Here is a 19189-nt window from a genome sequence, read left to right as displayed (position 1 = left end):
AGATAGGACTAATATGTGCCACTGGCTTACTTCTACTTAGTAGCCAATGTATTAAATTCTTGCAGATCCTTGGCTAAATCTTCTTCCGTGTATTTCCCTTGGCCGAAACCGATCATTGCCCGCAGCGGCATATATTTCATCATCGCCATGTACATTTCCGGGTTATCATCCATCGCACCCTCTAAGCCAAAAACACTGCTGAATTTCTTCACTTTTTCCGCTGTCCGTGGATTATCCAGCAAATCACCAATAGTACTATTCCGATGATAACGCATCGTAAGCGGATTGGTCGATTCTACTCCGATACAAGTTGTCAGACGAATATCCCGCGATGATGAGCCAATAGCAATTTCAAAATCTCCACTTTCCACATGCCAATCACCAATGTTAACGTTGTAATAAGCAAAGGAGCGTTTATCTAACTCAAAGGTTACCTCCTGCTCTTCTTCAGGCTGAAGCTCTAGCTTCTGGAAGCCTTTTAGTTCCTTCAGTGGACGGATCACGCTGCTCTCCACATCACTAACATAGAGCTGAACGATTTCTTTTCCTGCGCGAGTGCCCGTATTTTTAACGGTAGCCTTAACCTGAACAGTCTCGGTGTCCTTTATGCTGCTCTTGGAAATTGTTAAATGACTGTATTGAAACTCTGTGTAGCTGAGACCAAAGCCGAAAGGAAACAGCGGTTTTATCTCTTTTTTATCATAATAACGATAACCTACGAACAAACCTTCCTTATACTCTACCTTATCCCCTTCCCCCGGGAAATTAAGAAAGGATGGATTGTCGCTCAGCTTCATGGGGAATGTCTCTGCCAGTTTACCGCTTGGGCTGACCTCTCCAAACAATAAATCTGCTACGGCACCCCCAAACGCCTGCCCACCTAGATAACCCTCAAGGACTCCTTTTGTTTTATCAATCCAAGGCATCTCTACAGGTGAGCCATTACTGAGTACAACAACGATATTACTCTGGACCTCAGCTACCACATCGATCAGCGCTTTATGGCTCTCTGGAAGAGACAAGTGGCTGCGATCATAACCCTCTGACTCATAATTATCCGGCAGTCCAAGGAACAACACCGCTACATCACCTTTTGCCGCTGTTTCTCTTGCCTCTTGCAGCAAAACCTCATTAATCTCATCATGCTCCAGTTCATATCCTTGGGCATATAGCAGCTCAGCAGACCCCGCAAGACCTCTCATCTCTTCAAAAGCATCATCCAATTGTGTTGGATTCACATGCGAGCTTCCCCCACCTTGATAACGCGGATTTTTAGCAAATTCCCCAATGATCGCAATAGTACCTTGTTTAGATAAGGGTAGAACTTCCTCCTCATTTCTAAGAAGCACCATGCTTTCCCTCGCCACTTTCCGTGCCAGTTGGTGATGCTCTTCAGCATTAAATGAAGTATTATCTTTACGATTGTCTACCGCCTTAAAAATAAAAGTGAGCAGCCGCTCCACCGCAAGGTTTAACGTTTCTTCAGCTAGTTCCCCACTTTGCACGGCTGCGACAATCTTGGCATCGCCAAGTCCTCCCGTTGACGGCATTTCCAGCTCCAGCCCTGCTTGCAGCGCCTTCACTCGCTCATTGACCGCACCCCAATCCGAAACTACAAATCCTTCGAAACCCCATTCATCTCTAAGAATCCGCGTTAGAAGCGTTTCACTCTCAGAAGCGTATTCACCGTTAACCCGGTTGTAAGAACACATTACGCTCCAAGGTTGACTGTTCTTAACTGCACCTTCAAAGCTAGCCAGATAAATCTCCCGCAGCGTCCGTTCATCAATAACGGCATCTACCGACATTCTCCGGTGTTCCTGATTATTGGCGGCAAAATGCTTAAGCGAGGTGCCGACTCCTTCGCTTTGCACACCTTTGATATGGTTCCCCCCCATCTCCGCAGAAAGATAAGGGTCTTCCGAGAAATATTCAAAGTTACGACCGTTCAGTGGAGAGCGTTTAATATTCGTCCCCGGTCCCAACAGAACAGCAACGTTTTCTGCCTGGCACTCCTTACCAAGCGCCTTCCCCACTCGCTCAATTAGTGCCCGATCCCACGAAGAAGCCAACCCTGCTGCTGAAGGAAAACAAGTTGCGGGAACACTGTTATGAAGCCCGAGGTGATCGGCACTCTCTTTTTGCTTGCGTAAACCATGGGGTCCGTCCGTTACCATCAAAGAAGGGATTCCGAGTCGTTCAATCCCCTTGGTATGCCAGAAATCAAGCCCTGAACAGAGTCCCGCTTTCTCCTCAAGGGTCAATTGTGATATGAGTTCATGAATTTTGGTTTTCATAAAAATGCCTCCTCTGAATGTATACTATCCCCATTTTAATATACTTCATGCTTGATTTATGGCATTATTATTGTGTTTTTGGTATTCTTGTTAGGTGAGGAGGTCATAACATGTTAGATCATTTGGAGGATAAGGAAAGAGTCCAATATATCTGTAAAGTGATGTATGAGTCACAGCAAATTCCCGTGTTCCTGCTCGACGCCACTCGGGAAATTGAATTTGCTATGCCTTCCTCCTTCGAGGGCGCCCCTTGGGTTCATAATCTTACTGAGTCACTTTCTGAAATTACTAAATCTTCTTATCGTGAGAACAACTCTAATGGCAATGGACCGACTTCTACTGTACCAATCGTTCGTACCACAAATTTTCTAGAGAATTACATTATTCTCCATCTACCCTCAGACAAGAGCAACGAGGGAAGCATTGTGATTGGCCCTTCATTGTATGCTCAACCTACGGAGGATAATGTGGCAAGTCTGATGCGCGATCATGAAGTTCCGCTTAAGTTTCAGGAGCTATGGCTTAACTATTATCGCAGCCTGACCGTGTTAAATAAAATGAGACTATACCATACCGCTATGCTGCTATACTCGCTCGTCACTGGAAAAACCTTGACCCTTAGCGAACTGCTGCTGGACTCCCGCATTCTTGCCTATAAACAACTGCCCTCAGGCAGTTTGGATTTGGATATTTCTTATCGCCGTGAGAATACGTGGCTGCACCATGAGCCTATGCTAGAAAAAAATCTCTTTCACTATGTCAAAAAAGGCAATAAAACTGAGCTGCTACGCGTTCAAGCTTCGTTCTCCGAAGAGAGTTACGGGCTTCTCTCTAAAAGGAGCCAATTACGTAACAAAAAGAATCTGGCAATCTCTTGTATTACACTCGCTACACGTGCAGCTATAGATGGAGGGCTGTACTGGGAAATTTCTTATACCCTAAGCGACTTTCATATCCAGCATATCGAAGAACTAAAAGATATTCCCGCTGTAGATCATGCCGTTCTTAATGCCCTTTGCGATTTCGCAGACCATGTCAAAGAGAGCCGGATGGCGAAACTGTCGCGCACCGTGGCTCTCTGTCAGAACTATATTTTCAATCACCTATATGAGGAACTTTCCTTAGATAGACTGGCTGAGGTTGCAGGATTAAATAGAAGTTATCTCTCCCTATTATTTAAGAAGGAAACCGGCTTCACCATCAGCGATTTTATTCAATTGGAGCGGATTGAAGAGGCAAAACGACTAATAGAAGTACCAGAGATAAGCTTATCGGACATCGCCTCACGCCTACATTTTAATGATCAGAGCTACTTTACCAAAGTGTTTAAGAAATATACCGGAATCACCCCTAAACAATTTAGAACAAATAGGGAAAACACACTTTAAGAAAAGTAGACACAACAAAAATTCAAAATGGATATGAAAATAGCAGCTGACATCACAGCTCTGTGATTGCTGCAAGAACAGTATTGTTGAAGTAATCAACATACATATTTTTAAATGGCTTCTGGTGATCCAGCTCTACGGATAAATGAACCGTCACTGTCTGATAAATCGGATCCACGCAGAGGAAAGGACCTGCCGCCCCCCAGTGTGAATAGGCATCTGCAGAGAGCAGATCTCCGCCGTCACGCTTCGTGCCATTAATCGCCCATCCGTACCCCCAGTATGCTTCAGGGAAAACTTCGTCTCTATATTGTGAGGATACGCCCGGAATTTGATTGCGGGTCATTTCTTTTACTGTTACCGGACTAAGCAATCGTACTCCGTTATAAATTCCGCCGTTAAGGAACATCTGGCCAAAAACAGCCAAATCCATAGCCGTTGAGTAAGCGCCGCCCCCCGCAGATACAGAATTCAAATTGTATTCGCTGTCTACCCATTCCGCGCATGCTGCCTCAGGGGCACGTCTAACTACTCTGTTCCGCACTTCCATTGGCACACGATAATATGTATTTTCCATTCCAAGCGGTTTAAAAATGGTTTCCTTTACGAATACATCATAAGCTTGTCCACTAACTCGCCGTATAATTTCACCCAACAGCTCATAACCATATCCACAGTAAGACATCACAGTACCTGGCTCATGGCTAAGTGGTGCATCATAACCGCCATTAACCTCAATTCCAGAGGTATGTGTCAACAAATGATGTACGCATACCTTTGTTTTGTTCTCCCCTGTAAATTCGGGGATGTAATCAGAAACCGGCCTGTTTAGGCCCACTTTCCCTTGTTCCACTAACATCATAATAGCGGTTGCAGTAAATAGTTTTGTGATGGAACAGAGTGGAAATATAGCATCCGCTGTTAAATCTGCTGCGTCTGCTTCAGGTCCGAATTTCCCATTCGCTTGATGGACCAGCAGCGTCCCCTTTCTCGCAGCAACAATAACTTGCGCAGGTGTGAAATTGTCTTCAACCATTTGTGCGGCGGCTGTACGAATGCGCTCCACACCAAAAGCCGAGACACCCGCCTGTTCTAAAGAATTAAATGCTAACCCTCTCATCGGTAGCCCTCCAATATGATTCATTTAATACATATATAAACTATTATACAAATATATTAAATAATCCTGCTAGTTTACTATTATCCTGTGACTGAATTGTTGAGTTTCTATTAACTATTTGCTAAAAAAACTAAAGCTGACCCCGGTTTCTCCCGAAAATCAGCTTCAGCTTAGTTTTTGCTAAGTTACCGCTACCTTAAAAGCATCTACATTAAATGTTGTCCCGTTGATGGATAATGTGGCATTGTAATAACCCCGATCACCATTTGTTTTGCATTTATATTCCCCAGAACATCCACATACGAAAAATTTAGTTTTGTTGTAACCGGGATATATATTACTAAGCTTTCGGTAAAACAGATGTCCATGATGCGTAAAAATAGCTAACACCTTATCTCTCACTTTTGTAGGAATGGATGAAAAAAACTTATTCGTCTCCGATGCGCTTAATACATGGGTTGGGTCCACCGTAATCCCACTTACTTTGAGAGGCCAATGAAAATCTATAATATAATAAAAACTATCATCTAAATTTCTCAACAAATTTATACTACCCGGAGTAAACCGTCCAAGCGCACAATTAAGCCATACATACTTGACCTTCCCCTGCGTACCCGGAAAATTCATTTGACCTTCAACAGCACCTAAATATTGTGTGAATAAGGACTGTGTGCTTGCCTCCCAATTTCCTATAGATGCTTTATAAGGAATACTCCCAAGCGTGCTTGTTACCGTATCCTTGAAGTCCTTGTAGTAAGCATTCGCATTATTTCCATGATTAGCTCCCGCTTGCGTATTATCTCCTCCAAAAATAACAAATCTCTTATTCCCGTTATTCACAGCTTTAGGCAAAAGATTACTAAAAATGCTTGAGCTGTTTCCATACCCCACATGACTATCACCAATAACCGCAAAGTTAATGATTTGCGCTTTTGCTTTAAGAATTAAACTACGTTTAGGCTGCAGTCTGGAGGCAGGTCTTCTTTTCCTACTAGGTTTCACCTGTCTTTTCATCTTAGATTCACCTCTTTTAAAATGGATGAAGGATCATAGTAGTATTTATATTCGCTTGACCTTAGGGACTCTTGGACCAATGGATTCATCTAGGAGATTAGTTTCTCTTCTACTTTGTGGTCATTTATGCGGCTTGTCCCAAACGGGAGATGTTATAATTAGTCCCATAGAAGTGAAGAATATAATACCATTCATAGAATTATAGGTAACGGAGGCTTAAGATTTGAATAACGTAGTCCCAGAATGGGCGGAGTCCCATTTCCCTTTATATACCGCTGATAGTATTCAGTCGATGTATGGAACCTCAAATCTGCCAAGACTTCAGATTCATGAGCATTCAACCGTCCTACTAGCTATTGCTGCTGGCAAGGGTATGCTTGAGGTCAATCATCAGACTTATGAGCTAATGGAAGGCGTTGTCGTCCTTCTCCCCGAGAATACTTACGCCTCTCTAATTACAAATCGCCAGCAGCCGCTTCATGCTTATAAGCTTTCAATCCGGATTCAAGAACAGACACGAGCACTGCCCTCCAGTGCTATGACGCGGACAAGCCAACTGACATCCAATTCAAATATGCTGTTGTTTCCTCATGAACCAGCCATTGTATCTAATATGAAGGAATTGTATCTTCACCGGTTGCCAGATCGTGAAATACGTCATGTGCAGAACCAGATCCTGTTCCATCAGATCCTTCTTCAATTGCTGGAGCAGCAGGAAACAAGATTTGAAGTGAGTGAGCAGCCCTCAATGGAACGCAGTATCACATACTTAGAGAATCACTTCAGTGAAAAAATATCACGTGAGCAATTAGCTGCAATTGCGGGTGTGAGCGGTTCACATTATTCAACGCTATTTAAACAATTTACGGGCTTTACCCCTAATGAATATCTGTCCAGGTTGAGAGTTCACAGAGCGAAGGAACTACTGCTTAATAGTTCAAGCACACTAAGAGAAATTGCTTTAAAGGTGGGCTACAAGGATGAGTTCTATCTTAGTCGGCGCTTTAAGCAGCAGACCGGCGCATCTCCTTCAGGCTATAATCTTATCCCTTTCCAACGTGTAGCGGTGATGCTCACTCCCTATGCCAGTCATTTGCTGCTGCTTGGCCTGGAACCTGCAGTTACCATTTCAGAGAGCAGCGAGTATTTAAATATTTCTGACCAGGAACCACCACAGTCTATGAAATTCATCCATACGAACAGCTCGGCTGAGCATATAAAAGCGTTATTACTGGAAGCAAACATTGAATTGCTTATTGCAGCCACACAACATCTGGAAGAATTCGGCTTGAACGCTGAGCAGCTGCGGGCGGTCGCTCCTATTGTTGAAATCTCTTGGCAGGAACTAGGATGGAAAGACCACTTGCGCTTGATCGGCCGTGCCATTCACCGTAGCGAACGTGCTGAGCAGTGGCTGGACGATTTTGAACAAGAGGAGCTGGAAGCTCGGGCCGTGGTGCAGCAAAGCGCGGTGGCTAACGAGATTGTAACCCTTCTGGTCATTAAACCAGATGGACTATTAGTATACGGGGCAAGAAATGTTGGGTATGTGATCTACCAATCGCTAGGTCTCAAGGCTCCTGCCTTGATTGAGGATCAAATAAATAAACTCGGCGACCAGTTTCATTCCCTTATGATTGACGTCTCTGAGCTGGAGGCTTATGCCGGTGACAGATTGTTAGTCACTGTATTTCCAGACGCAAAAGGCTCCACTGCACACAGTGAAGAAATCTTCCACTCCTCTTATTGGAACCAGCTTTCTGCTGTGCAGAACAAGAAGATCCATCTGCTTAATCTGGATGAATGGGTGCCTTATAATCCAGTTTCCATTCGTTTGCAGCTTGGACGTGCGGTTGCATTATTCGAAGGCCAATAATAGTCCAAGTCTTTTTTCCAACAAAAAGGCATGGTTAGGCACATAAGTGATCCCTATAATGATTACAAATGCGAATGATTCTCATAATCAATCTATGGCGTAGCCTGGGATTCATTAAATAATGGAATTATTCACGGAAACATAGTCATTAAAAGGGGAGAATTATTTAATGAGAAAGATATTTATTCCGTTTGTACTTATTTTAGGGCTTGCCCTTAGTGCTTGTGGGGGAAATCAGACGAAGAATGAGGTTAGTCCTACAAACAGCCCATCCTCGGCTCCTGCTGCGGAGTCAGAAAGTGCGACTTTTACTTATGAATCGGAAAATGGTCCTGTTGAAGTTCCGACACATCCTCAGCGTGTCGTTGTCCTCACTCGATTTTTAACAGGTAATGTTATGGCACTAGGTGTACCTGTTGTAGGCGTAGATGAAATGTCCAAAACCAATCCGCGCTTTGAAGAGCAATTGAAAGATGTAGAAGCTGTAAGTGATGAAAGTCTGGAGAAGATCATTGAGCTGCAGCCGGATCTGATTATCGGTCTCTCCGATATTAAGAACATCGATAAATTCAAGCAAATCGCACCAACGGTTACTTATACTTATAATAAAGTTGATTACTTAACCCAACAGCTGGAAGTCGGCAAATTGGTGAACAAAGAAAAAGAAGCCCAAGCTTGGGTAGATGACTTTAGTGCCCGCACCAAAAAAGCGGGTGAGGAAATCAGAGCGAAGATCGGCGAGGATGCAACTGTCTCTGTCATTGAAACCTTCAATAAGCAATTGTATGTATACGGGTATAACTTTGGCCGCGGAACTGAACTCCTCTATGGGGACTTCAAGCTCGGTATGCCGGAGACAGTAAAGGAAGGCACCAAAACAGATGGTTACGTGGCCCTCTCAACAGAAGTGCTGAAGGATTATCTAGGCGATTACGTTATTTTCAGTAAAAATGCGGATGAAGATAATTCCTTCCAGGATACAGAAATCTACAAGAGCATCCCAGCTGTCAAAAATAATCATGTTTACGAAGCTGATGCCAAAGCATTCTATTTTAATGATCCGCTTAGCTTAGAATATCAACTGGAATTCTTTGAAAAAAGCTTTCTAGGAAAATAATAAAGATGACTACGAAGCAAACTTCCATTCCATTCTTTTATAAGCTGCTTGGTAGCGTGCTGGTAATGGTTATTTGCCTCGTGATCGCGATGTTATTCGGGGCTAAAGAAACCACCCTCCATGATCTGTGGCTTGCCATCACTTCAAGTTCAACGGCAGACAATGTCCTCATTCTTCGTGAGATCAGGCTGCCGCGTGAACTGGCCGCCATGCTGATCGGCGCCGCCTTTGCCGTATCCGGTGCTATTATGCAAGGAGTTACGCGCAATCCGTTAGCCGATCCCGGCCTGCTGGGGTTAACTTCAGGAGCTAATATGGCACTGGCGCTTACCTTCGTATTTATGCCGGGGCTGAACTATTTTGGTACCATGATTGCTTGCTTCTTCGGCGCTGCTCTGGGAGCCGTTCTGGTTCTTATTCTCGGCTCCGTGCGCCAAGGTGGCTTGTCTCCGATCCGTATCGTACTCGCTGGTGCTGCGGTATCTGCATTCCTATATGCTATCGCAAGTGGTGTCAGCATTGCCTTCAAGATATCCAAAGATGTATCCATGTGGACTGCCGGTGGGCTTATCGGCACAACTTGGGGCCAGCTTCAGGCCATTGCACCTGTGATCCTCATCGGGATCGTGGTGGCATTAATATTTTCTAACCAGCTGACTATTCTTAGCTTGAGTGACGAGGTAGCGATCGGATTAGGACAAAACCTTGTTTTGGTTAAAGGGATTCTGTTCACGCTCATTATTCTGCTGACTGGCGCATCGGTCGCTCTAATTGGGGACATGGCTTTTGTAGGGCTAATGATTCCGCATATTGTCCGCAAAATAGTCGGCACCGACTACCGCTATATTCTGCCGATTTCAGTATTCACTGGGGCATCCTTCATGCTACTTGCAGATACCATTGGACGTACAATCCATGCCCCTTATGAAACGCCGATAGTTGCTGTCGTGGCTATGCTAGGACTGCCTTTCTTTTTGTTCGTTGTTCGTAAAGGAGGTCAAACACTCTCATGATTTCCTCTGCTCCAGTACGAAAACAACGTCTTATCCTGTGGGTATGCACCGGACTGATCCTGCTTACGGCTATTGCCAGTATGGGAATCGGCTACTCTTCCCTGTCTTTTGACAGGCTGCTTCCCGTTCTCTTCGGTCATGGAACCTTTAAAGAGGACTTTGTATTATTTTCTGTGAGACTGCCACGTATTCTAATTACGCTACTGGCAGGAATGGCCTTGGCCTTATCTGGGTCGATTCTGCAAAGTGTTACCCGAAACGATCTAGCAGACCCCGGTATTATTGGGATTAACTCCGGGGCAGGTGTGGCTGTCGCTGTATTTTTTCTCTATTTCCCGGTTAGCGTTGGATCCTTCATTTATGCGTTGCCGCTGGTTGCTTTTATAGGGGCTATAATTACGGCAGCATTAATTTATCTTTTTTCATATAGTCGGACTAGAGGGCTTGATCCTATTCGGCTAGTTTTGGTCGGGGTCGGATTTTCCCTAGCGCTGTCGGGAGTTATGATCGTAATCATTTCATCCGCAGATCGTGCCAAAGTTGATTTTATCGCAAAATGGATTGCCGGGAATATTTGGGGTACAGATTGGCCCTTCATCTGGGCTTTACTGCCTTGGTTATTACTGCTAGTTCCCTTTACCCTGTACAAATCGCTGCGACTCAATCTGCTCAGTCTGAGTGAGGTATCAGCCATTGGTGTCGGTCTGAATCTGGAGCGCGAACGTATCGTCCTGATTCTTATCGCCGTCGCAGCTGCCGCCTCCGCGGTATCCGTAACAGGTGGAATCGCTTTTATCGGATTGATGGCACCACATATTGCGAAATCGTTGGTGGGTCCGCGCAATCAGATGTTTATTCCCGTCGCAGTATTGCTGGGTGGCTGGTTGCTTCTGATCGCGGACACCGTTGGCCGCAATCTCGTCTCCCCTGATGGCATCCCCGCTGGGATCATGGTAGCATTGATCGGCGTACCTTATTTTGCTTATTTATTGATTAAGAAATAAATAAGCATATAGAAAATCAAAAAGAGGTAACTCAGAAGCCATGAATGGCTATTGAGTTACCTCTTTTAGTTAGAACACTCTTTATTAAATCTTCATATCCTTACCCGTATAGTCTACAAACATGAATTGACCTTCCGGTGTAGTCCGCTTCTCGATCAAGTCCATGATGCCCTCAGCACTTTGGGTCGGATTCGTTGGCGCCTCTGCCCCGCCCATATCCGTATGCATCCAGCCGGGATGTACGCCGAGTACTTGTACCCCGCGTTCTTTTAAATATACATGCAGCTGCTGTGAGAACATATTAAGTGCCGTTTTGGAGATGGAATAAGGATAGTCTCCGGAATAAGCATTAGTAATGCTGCCTGCTTCCGACGATATGTTGATGATCGAAAGCTCGGGTTCAATGAGTAGCGGCAAGAAATGCTTAACCACTCGCATCGGTCCATAAAGATTAATATCCATCGTGGTAAGCATATCTTGGAAATCCAGCTCTTCAATCTGTGTGTCCCTTGCAGTCAGTACTGCCGCATTATTGATAATGGCACCAAGCGTCCGGCCTTGTCCTTGCAGATTTGCAGCAAGTGCCGCGATTCCTTCTTCATCCGTCACGTCCAGCTGGGCCACAGTCAGCTTCTCCCCGTAGGTCGCAGCGAGCTGAGATAGTGCTGTTTGTTCCTGATCGGGACGGCGAACCCCGGCAATGACTCCATGTCCCCGCTTCAATGCCTCAGCCGCCAGCTCATAACCTAGTCCACGTCCGGCACCAGTAATTAGAATATTCACTATACATCCTCTCCTTTATCTTTATCTTTATCGTTCTCCAGCAGCTCCACAATCACCTTTAACTCCTTGAACGTGTCCATATAAGCATAACGCCCCCCGGTATACTCGCCCTTTTGCTGGAGTGGGAACCCTTTGCCTTCGAGCAGCATAATCTTCTCCTTCATTCCTTCAACCACAAAAGCAATATGATGAGGTCCCTCACCATGTTCATTCAAATAATCACGCCATGTACTGGGCTGCTGGTCTGGCTCGATCAGTTCAAGCTGCAGGGAGCCCATATCAAAAAAAGCCAACTTCCCCCGCGCCACCGTCGCCTCGCCATTATACCGAGTCTGCGCCTGATCTTCTGTATCTGTAACGATAATTTCCGGCTTTTCCAGTCCAAAAAACTCCGCATAAGCCGTGCTTACCTTTTCAACATCATTCACCAAAATTCCAATCTGCGTAACAAAATGATTCCCCAGCCATCCTGACATGTACCCTACCTCCCATTTGTCTGACAAGTCCACCATACCGATTCTTTGAAAAGGCTGTCAAGCCCGAAAAGAAATCGCTCCGGGCCAATGAAAATTATCCAGAGAAAGCTCAGCCGACTTCGGCGCTATCAAGGGCATTTTTGCCTCTCTTTTCTCCAAACCGCACACTTTCGGCGCTATCAAAGGCATTTTCGCCTCTCCCGATGCCGCAACTCGTTAAGAATACTTGGTGCGTTATATTACTGTTTGTTTCGGTTAATCACCAATTCGGTTATAGAATGAAAAGTTTAAATTAACAAAAGGGGTGAGGAACGATGGACCATAGAAAAAGATCACGCCTGATGCAGCAGTTTATTTTTGTCGGGCCAACTTCCTTGTTTTTCTTTATTATTGTGCTGATTCCTTTCTTTTTGGGACTCTATTATTCATTTACCAGCTGGAACGGAATCTCGCGGCATGTCGAGTGGACCGGACTACGAAACTATCTACATATTTTCACCAAGGATCCTTCCTTTCTTAATTCATTCTGGTTCACGGCGAAGTTCACTTTCTTCGGTCTAGTGCTGACCAATCTGCTTGGCTTCGCACTCGCTTATGTGCTGACGCGCAAACTGTTCACACGTAATGTCCTGAGAACGGTATTTTTTGTACCGCATGTGATTGGCGGACTTTTGCTCGGGTTTATTTGGCAGTTTATTTTTGTCAGAGGATTCTCCTCTATCGGGCAGGCCACCGGCTGGTCCTTCTTTAATCTTCCCTGGCTAGGCACCGGAGGGACAGCATTCTGGGCGATTGTTATCGTATTTGTCTGGCAAAATGCGGGATATCTGATGGTGATTTACATCTCTGCTATCAACAATGTTCCCCAAAGCCTAATTGAAGCGTCCAAAGTGGATGGAGCCGGACGTTTTCAGGCCTTGCGCCATGTCACTCTTCCACTGGTCATGCCTGCTGTAACTGTTTGTCTATTTCTATCTATCTCCTGGTCCTTTAAGCTGTTTGACCTCAACCTGTCGCTGACCAAGGGTGGACCCTTTAAAGCTACCGAATCTGTAGCCTTGAATATTTACAATGAAGCCTATACCATCAGCCGGTTCGGAATGGGCTCGGCTAAAGCGATGGTTTTCTTCGTCATCGTGGCCGTGATCTCCCTACTACAGGTTAGAGCAACCAAGAAAAGAGAGGTGGAGCTGTAATGGAGACTACCGCCAAGAAATTTAATGTCCCCCTGCTTCTCATCGAAGTGATTGTAATCCTGCTGGGACTTCTATTTTTAGTGCCCTTTTACTTTTTACTGGCTAACTCAGTGAAAAGCTATAGTGAAATACTTTCTGACTCTGCTGCGCTGCCTTCCGCACTCCAGTGGAGCAACTACGCGGAAGCTTGGAAAGCTACCAATTTCCCTCGCGCCTTCCTGAACTCTTTTATCATCACGGTGATTAGTAATATTCTGCTAGCGTTCCTCTGCTCTATGTGCGCTTACAAAATGGTCCGCAACAACAGCTTGTATAACCGTGTGCTCTATATTGCATTAGTAGCCGCCATGGTTATCCCATTTCAATCTATTATGATCCCGCTGGTACAGGTCGTCAGCGGTTTGGGCGTCATGGATTCAACCGCCGGTTTGATTTTAGCATATCTTGGGTTTGGGGCCCCGATGACTGTTTTTCTATTCCACGGCTTCGTCAAATCGGTACCTCTCGATATCGAGGAGGCTTCAAGAGTGGATGGCAGCAGTCCTTATGGTACCTTTTTCCGGATTGTTCTTCCGCTTATGCAGCCGATTATCGTCACCGTCATCATACTGAACACCCTGTGGATCTGGAATGATTACTTGATGCCATCGCTTATTCTGCAGGATCCGGTGCTTCGCACCATTCCTATCGCCACTTATAGCTTTTTCGGACAATATACGAAGCAGTGGGATTTGGCGCTTCCAGGACTTGTACTCGGGATTACGCCGGTGGTCATCTTTTTCCTAGTGATGCAAAAATATATTATTGAAGGCATTGCCCAGGGCTCCGTGAAGGGCTAATGATACATGTTGCTTTCAGCCAGAGAGGATGAATGAATATGAGAACAAAACGTGGAATTCTCCTCGCATGCTCCCTGCTGCTGGCTGCCCTGACAGCCGGTTGCGGACGCAGCAGCGACAATGCAGATGGAGTCAAAACCGTACACATCTACCAGTTCAAGGTTGAAATATCTGAAGCGCTGGCTTCGCTCAAGACCGAATTCGAGAAAGAACATCCCGATATTAAGCTTGAGGTGCAAAGCGTGGGTGGCGGGACCGATTATGGCGCCTCGCTGCGTGCCAAATTCTCTTCCGGAGATGAACCGGATATCTTTACCATCGGCGGCAACAATGAACGTGATATGTGGCTGGAATATCTGGAGGATCTGAGCGGCGAAGCTTGGGCCAAGGATGTAAAGCCACTCGCAGCAGAACAAATGACTATAGAAGGCAAGCTGTATGGGATGCCGATGAATCTGGAAGGATATGGCTTTATCTATAATAAGGATCTATTTAAAAAAGCCGGAATCACTGAGAAGCCATTGACGCTAACCGCTCTACGCGAAGCCTCCGAGAAGTTAAAAGCGGCAGGCATCACACCTTTTGCGAATGGTTACCAAGAATGGTTCGTGCTTGGCAATCATAATGTAAACGTGCCTTTCGCCCAGCAGCCTGATCCAGAGGCATTCATCGCCGGACTTACAGACGGTTCCAAAACCTTCGCCGGAGACCCTATTTTCTCCAAGTGGATCGATCTACTTGACCTTACTGTTGAGTACGGCAATAAGAACCCGCTCTCGACCGACTATAATACACAAGTCACTATGCTAGCGAGCGGCAAATCTGCGATGATGCAGCAGGGTAACTGGACACAAGGGCAGATCGACGGCATCGATCCCAATCTAAACCTTGGCATCCTGCCCATGCCCATTGACGACACTCCCGAAGACAACGACAAGCTTTATGTAGGTGTACCCAGCAATTGGGTTATCAATAAAAACTCTCCCGTTAAGGAGGAGGCCAAGGTCTTCCTGAATTGGCTAGTCACCTCCGAGACCGGAAAAAAATATATCACTAAGGAATTCCAATTCATCCCTGCGCTCGACAACATTAAGGGAACCGAAGAAGATCTTGGAGCACTAGGTGCTGAGGTGCTGGCTTATACCGATAAAGATCAAGCGCTGACTTGGAACTGGACCCGCCTGCCGAACGGGATGCCACAGGAATTATCCAGCAGCATTCAAGGGTATCTCGGCGGTAAGCTGACCAAAGAAGGGATGTTGAAGGAATTCCAAATCAACTGGGATAATCTCAGTGTGCAGTGATTTACCTGCTCTAAACACGGGCAAACAGCCGCGTAACGATGCGTGGCTGTTTGCCCGTGTTCATTTAATTCCATTCCGTTCATTAGTCGGAACCCGTTGCTAGTTCGCACGCAGCATGCTAATTTGTCTGGCAAGATACACAGGCGTATAGGGCATGTCATCTCGGAGCCAAGAAATAACCGTGCCAATTAGAGCTGCTGAACCGTACCAAACGGCAATGTCCTTTTGTATCGGTACCTTTGAATGATCAACGGCCCCATCCTTTTTCTTCTGGTGTGCAGAAATGATTTCCGCCATCAAATTAAACAGGCGATCTGTAAAAATCGGGCTTCGTTTCGATGTGAGTATGACTTTGTAGAATTTTGCATTTTCCGCAATATGCTTAAGCAGACTCTCTAATATCCTCAGATTCTCTTCATCAACCGATTCAACATGGTTGCCATCGTTGTTCACCACTTGTAGAATGTCCTCCACCATCTCATCCGCCATCTTTTCTAACATATCCGGGAGATCCCGGTAGTGCAGATAAAAAGTAACACGATTGATTTTAGCCCGCTCTGCAATACGGTTTACGGATATTTTCTCAATATCCATTTCCTCAAGCAATTCAATTACAGCATCTCTAAGCAATTGGCGCGTCCGAAGTACCCGGGGATCTGTACGTTGCGTTGTGTTATTCATCTTCTACTCTCCAATCTTTTACTTTCATATTGTAAGCTACATATTTTAAATAATTGTTGTTTTTTAAAAAGAAAAAACTACATTTTCACAAAGAATGTAAACTACTTTACATTTTTTCGCAAATTGTTGCTTGATTACATGAAAATTTCATTTATAATCTAATTCATGCATTGTAAACTATACAACACACTGTAAATTTAGTCCATGATCGACGAGTTGAAAGGATGGAGTGGAGTGAGTACAAAGAGAGAAGTAACAAGCAGTTCCGTGAAAAAGGGCCCCATCTTATTCATTATGATTTTGGGCGCCTTTCTTGCGACACTGAATCAAACGGTAATGAGCGTTGCCGTTCCGGAGTTAATGCATGATTTTAATATCTCGGCGGCTACAGCTCAGTGGCTGACAACGGGGTATATGCTGGTTAATGGTGTTCTAATTCCAATTACAGCTTATCTAATGCAACGGTTTACGACGCGGGAGCTTTTTCAAGCTTCTATGTTTATATTTTTGGCTGGAACGATCGTATCGGCCGTCGCGACAAACTTCCCTGTTCTGTTGACCGGGCGTATGATTCAGGCAGCTGGTGCCGGGATTATTATGCCACTGCTCACGAATGTCATCTTGACCCTGTTCCCTCCTGAAAAGAGAGGGGCTGCCATGGGGATGGTAGGGTTAGCCATCATTTTCGCACCTGCGATTGGACCTACTCTGGCTGGATATATTTTGGAACATTATTCTTGGGAGACAATGTTTTATGGCATGATTCCTTTGACCGTCATTGTAATCATATGTGGATTTATTTATTTAAAAAATGTATCGGAACGCATCTTTCCCAAGTTGGACATTGTTAGCGTAACTATTTCTACCATCGGTTTTGGAACCTTGCTGTATGGCTTCAGCCGCGCTGCCAGTGCGGGTTGGTCGAGCGCAGAAGTGTTATTGTCTTTAGCAGCAGGTGTGCTTTCCCTTGGCTTGTTTACTTGGAGACAGTTGGCTTCCCAAAATCCACTGCTTGATCTCCGGGCCTTTAAATACAATATGTTCTCCTTAACAACTGTCATCAGTATCGCAGTTACAATCGTGATGTATGCGGATATGATGCTGCTACCTTTGTACCTGCAGAATGCCCGCGGTTTTACAGCGATGGAGTCCGGCTTGTTGCTGCTTCCCGGTGCACTCGTAATGGGATTGTTGATGCCGGTAACCGGAAAGCTGTTCGACAGGTTTGGGGCAAAATGGCTCGCTATAATCGGTCTACTGATTACAATTGCAACGACTCTAAGCTTTGTAAATTTAACAGACTCAACCAGCTACATGTATCTGGTATACATGTCAACAGGCCGCCGGATCGGGATGGCTTTGCTCCTCATGCCTATACAAACTCTGGGTCTAAATCAACTCCCCGCCAAGCTTAGTGCGCATGGTACAGCGATTTCGAATACCATTCGACAAGTAGCTGGCGCCGTTGGGACTTCCCTGCTCGTCACCGTAATGACAAGCCGTACTACAACGCATATGAAGGATATGCTGGCCTCTGGCAGTACACAGAACGGAACACAGGAACATATGATTATGGAAGCATCCATTCAAGGGATCAATGATTCCTATCTAGTGATTGTGGGAATTGGTATCCTCGGTCTGCTGCTATCTTTCTTTATTAAACGTGTTGGGCAAGCGCCTGACCCTGAGCAAGAACCCAAGGTGAAGCTCAAAAAAATCATTGCCAAAGAAGCTTGATATAAAAGTTATCAGCACTGTGTAAGCCTCATAAAAAAAGAGATCAACGATGAATAACATCGTTGATCTCTTTTTCTGCTAACTTGCATAACTATTTCAGTTTAAAATAGATGGATCTTTTGTCGGACTCAAGCTTACTATCGTTTCTATAAAGAATAAGGGTGTTCTCCTTGCCTTTGATTATTGGCAGAACAACTTTACCCGAAGCTTCAAAAGAACCCGGTTTACTTGGGGTGACTTCAGGAAAATCAGCCAACAGCTTTTCGATATTTTCTCCGAGAGATCCCTCAAAATAATCACTAGAGCCACCAATATAGTATTGTCCACTGGATGTTTCTACCCCCCAAATGGTAGGTGTAAAACTTGAAAGGAACTTCCGCCCTTGGTCCTCACTACCTTTTACAAGAGTGGCGTTTTTCACCTTAAGCGTTACATCAAGCAGGACATAATCTACAGCTACATCGGGATCAGTGACATGTTCCTCAAACCCAAGAGCATGTAATTGTCCGAGAGTAGTCGACGTAACCTTATTGATAGTGAAAGTATATTGAGCAGATGTTGAATCACCCTTAGGGCTATAATTGTTATCAAGGTCCGTATAAGTAAAAGAAGTACCCAACTTCACTGCATCTGCAAACGAAGCGCCGCTGTTACTGGAAGTCGTAGCGGAAGATGATGCAGCAGGCTTTGGTGTTGCTTGCGGAGTGGGCTCGGTTGCAGGCGGAGTAGATACGGTTGCCGGCTTCGCAGTAGCTTGTGCAACAGTATTGTCCTTATCCGGGACAACGGATGTAGATGTTCCGCCGTTCGCCGATGTGATCACAACAGCTTGACGACTGTTATCCCATTTCACGGTTGCCCCCAGTGCTTCAGATACAGCCTTGGCGGATACATAGCTATGTCCCTCATAGATAATTGGGTACATTGTTCCTTCACTACTTGACAGGTTCACTTTCTGATTATCCACTTCAATGCTGATGGCCGCATTCTGATATGCAGAAATCTTCTTCAATGTCGTGTCTGCATAAGCGACTGCACCCACAGCCAACAGCATTGAGCTAACTGTAATAATTGACATGACTTTTTTGCTTGTTACCTTTAGCATCTTACACTCTTCTTTCATGTTTATGTATATGAATCTCGAAAATTATATCACTTTATATCGAATTTTGTAAATATTGGAATGATAGGATATTCGTTCTTTATTTGTGAATACTTAAAAAAGACACATTTCCATTGCCCAACGCCACATTTCACTTCTAATCTCCTAAATAGCATGAATACTATAAATCTTTATACTCAAATCAAAAAGCAGCCCTGGGGGCTGCCTTGATCAAATGTATT

At 45.0% G+C, this 19189-nt stretch carries 16 protein-coding genes; 9 read left to right on the top strand and 7 right to left on the bottom strand.

The features are described from left to right. Positions 1 to 32 precede the first annotated feature (32 nt). On the bottom strand, positions 33 to 2297 hold the full coding sequence (locus MHI25_RS07655; RefSeq protein ID WP_076301941.1) for a glycoside hydrolase family 3 C-terminal domain-containing protein: 2265 nt from the start codon (positions 2295 to 2297) through the stop codon (positions 33 to 35). 110 nt (positions 2298 to 2407) lie between these two features. Between MHI25_RS07655 and MHI25_RS07650 the strand changes: the two genes are divergently transcribed. Beyond that, positions 2408 to 3685: an AraC family transcriptional regulator gene (locus MHI25_RS07650; protein WP_340395203.1), complete on the top strand. Its 1278-nt coding sequence runs from the start codon at positions 2408 to 2410 to the stop codon at positions 3683 to 3685. Positions 3686 to 3737: 52 nt separating this feature from the next. Here the strand turns inward: MHI25_RS07650 and MHI25_RS07645 are convergent, their stop codons facing one another. Both MHI25_RS07645 and MHI25_RS07640 read right to left on the bottom strand, forming a co-directional pair. Continuing rightward, positions 3738 to 4805, bottom strand: coding sequence for a serine hydrolase domain-containing protein (locus tag MHI25_RS07645; protein ID WP_340395202.1), 1068 nt, complete (start codon positions 4803 to 4805; stop codon positions 3738 to 3740). Positions 4806 to 4985: 180 nt separating this feature from the next. Next, on the bottom strand, positions 4986 to 5819 hold the full coding sequence (locus MHI25_RS07640; RefSeq protein WP_076220365.1) for a metallophosphoesterase: 834 nt from the start codon (positions 5817 to 5819) through the stop codon (positions 4986 to 4988). Positions 5820 to 6042: 223 nt separating this feature from the next. On the opposite strand from MHI25_RS07640, the gene MHI25_RS07635 reads away from it, so the two are divergent. The 4 genes from MHI25_RS07635 (at position 6043) to MHI25_RS07620 (ending at position 10829) form a co-directional block, all read left to right on the top strand. Then, positions 6043 to 7695 carry an AraC family transcriptional regulator gene (locus MHI25_RS07635; RefSeq protein ID WP_340395201.1) on the top strand — a complete coding sequence of 551 codons (1653 nt, stop codon included), beginning with the start codon at positions 6043 to 6045 and terminating at the stop codon, positions 7693 to 7695. 169 nt (positions 7696 to 7864) lie between these two features. Next, positions 7865 to 8812 (top strand): iron-hydroxamate ABC transporter substrate-binding protein, encoded by a 948-nt coding sequence (locus MHI25_RS07630; RefSeq protein WP_076301944.1) that lies wholly within the window; start codon positions 7865 to 7867, stop codon positions 8810 to 8812. Positions 8813 to 8817: 5 nt separating this feature from the next. Continuing rightward, the gene (locus MHI25_RS07625; RefSeq protein ID WP_076185325.1) at positions 8818 to 9825 is read left to right on the top strand and encodes an iron ABC transporter permease; all 1008 of its coding nucleotides are present in this window, start codon (positions 8818 to 8820) and stop codon (positions 9823 to 9825) included. Beyond that, on the top strand, positions 9822 to 10829 hold the full coding sequence (locus MHI25_RS07620; RefSeq protein WP_339281831.1) for an iron ABC transporter permease: 1008 nt from the start codon (positions 9822 to 9824) through the stop codon (positions 10827 to 10829). The genes MHI25_RS07625 and MHI25_RS07620 overlap by 4 nt, the downstream gene beginning before the upstream one ends. A gap of 84 nt (positions 10830 to 10913) precedes the next feature. Here the strand turns inward: MHI25_RS07620 and MHI25_RS07615 are convergent, their stop codons facing one another. Next, the gene (locus MHI25_RS07615; protein WP_076125244.1) at positions 10914 to 11612 is read right to left on the bottom strand and encodes an SDR family oxidoreductase; all 699 of its coding nucleotides are present in this window, start codon (positions 11610 to 11612) and stop codon (positions 10914 to 10916) included. Beyond that, complete coding sequence (locus tag MHI25_RS07610) at positions 11612 to 12088, bottom strand: VOC family protein (RefSeq protein ID WP_340395200.1); 477 nt, start codon at positions 12086 to 12088, stop codon at positions 11612 to 11614. The genes MHI25_RS07615 and MHI25_RS07610 overlap by 1 nt, the downstream gene beginning before the upstream one ends. Positions 12089 to 12402: 314 nt before the next feature. Between MHI25_RS07610 and MHI25_RS07605 the strand changes: the two genes are divergently transcribed. The 3 genes from MHI25_RS07605 to MHI25_RS07595 are packed head-to-tail and all read left to right on the top strand — an operon-like array spanning position 12403 to position 15427. Further along, a complete protein-coding gene (locus tag MHI25_RS07605; protein WP_076125253.1) occupies positions 12403 to 13284 on the top strand; it encodes a sugar ABC transporter permease in 882 nt (293 codons plus the stop codon). Beyond that, a complete protein-coding gene (locus tag MHI25_RS07600) occupies positions 13284 to 14123 on the top strand; it encodes a carbohydrate ABC transporter permease (RefSeq protein ID WP_036675762.1) in 840 nt (279 codons plus the stop codon). Before MHI25_RS07605 ends, MHI25_RS07600 begins: the two co-directional genes overlap by 1 nt. Before the next feature lie 38 nt (positions 14124 to 14161). Continuing rightward, on the top strand, positions 14162 to 15427 hold the full coding sequence (locus tag MHI25_RS07595) for an ABC transporter substrate-binding protein (protein ID WP_340395199.1): 1266 nt from the start codon (positions 14162 to 14164) through the stop codon (positions 15425 to 15427). 99 nt (positions 15428 to 15526) lie between these two features. Here MHI25_RS07595 and MHI25_RS07590 read toward each other — a convergent pair whose 3' ends face one another. Next, positions 15527 to 16108, bottom strand: a complete 582-nt coding sequence (locus tag MHI25_RS07590) for a TetR/AcrR family transcriptional regulator C-terminal domain-containing protein (RefSeq protein WP_340395198.1) — start codon at positions 16106 to 16108, stop codon at positions 15527 to 15529. A 294-nt stretch (positions 16109 to 16402) separates the two neighbouring features. Here MHI25_RS07590 and MHI25_RS07585 point away from each other — a divergent pair, with 294 nt between their 5' ends. After that, positions 16403 to 17845: a DHA2 family efflux MFS transporter permease subunit gene (locus MHI25_RS07585; protein ID WP_340395660.1), complete on the top strand. Its 1443-nt coding sequence runs from the start codon at positions 16403 to 16405 to the stop codon at positions 17843 to 17845. Between the two features lie 91 nt (positions 17846 to 17936). Here MHI25_RS07585 and MHI25_RS07580 read toward each other — a convergent pair whose 3' ends face one another. Next, positions 17937 to 18950 (bottom strand): stalk domain-containing protein, encoded by a 1014-nt coding sequence (locus MHI25_RS07580; protein WP_076125261.1) that lies wholly within the window; start codon positions 18948 to 18950, stop codon positions 17937 to 17939. Positions 18951 to 19189 lie beyond the last annotated feature (239 nt).

Source organism: Paenibacillus sp. FSL E2-0177, assembly GCF_037992975.1.
In the GTDB taxonomy this organism is placed as follows: Bacteria; Bacillota; Bacilli; order Paenibacillales; family Paenibacillaceae; genus Paenibacillus_AQ; species Paenibacillus_AQ odorifer.
This window is presented reverse-complemented; position numbering and strand designations above follow the sequence as displayed.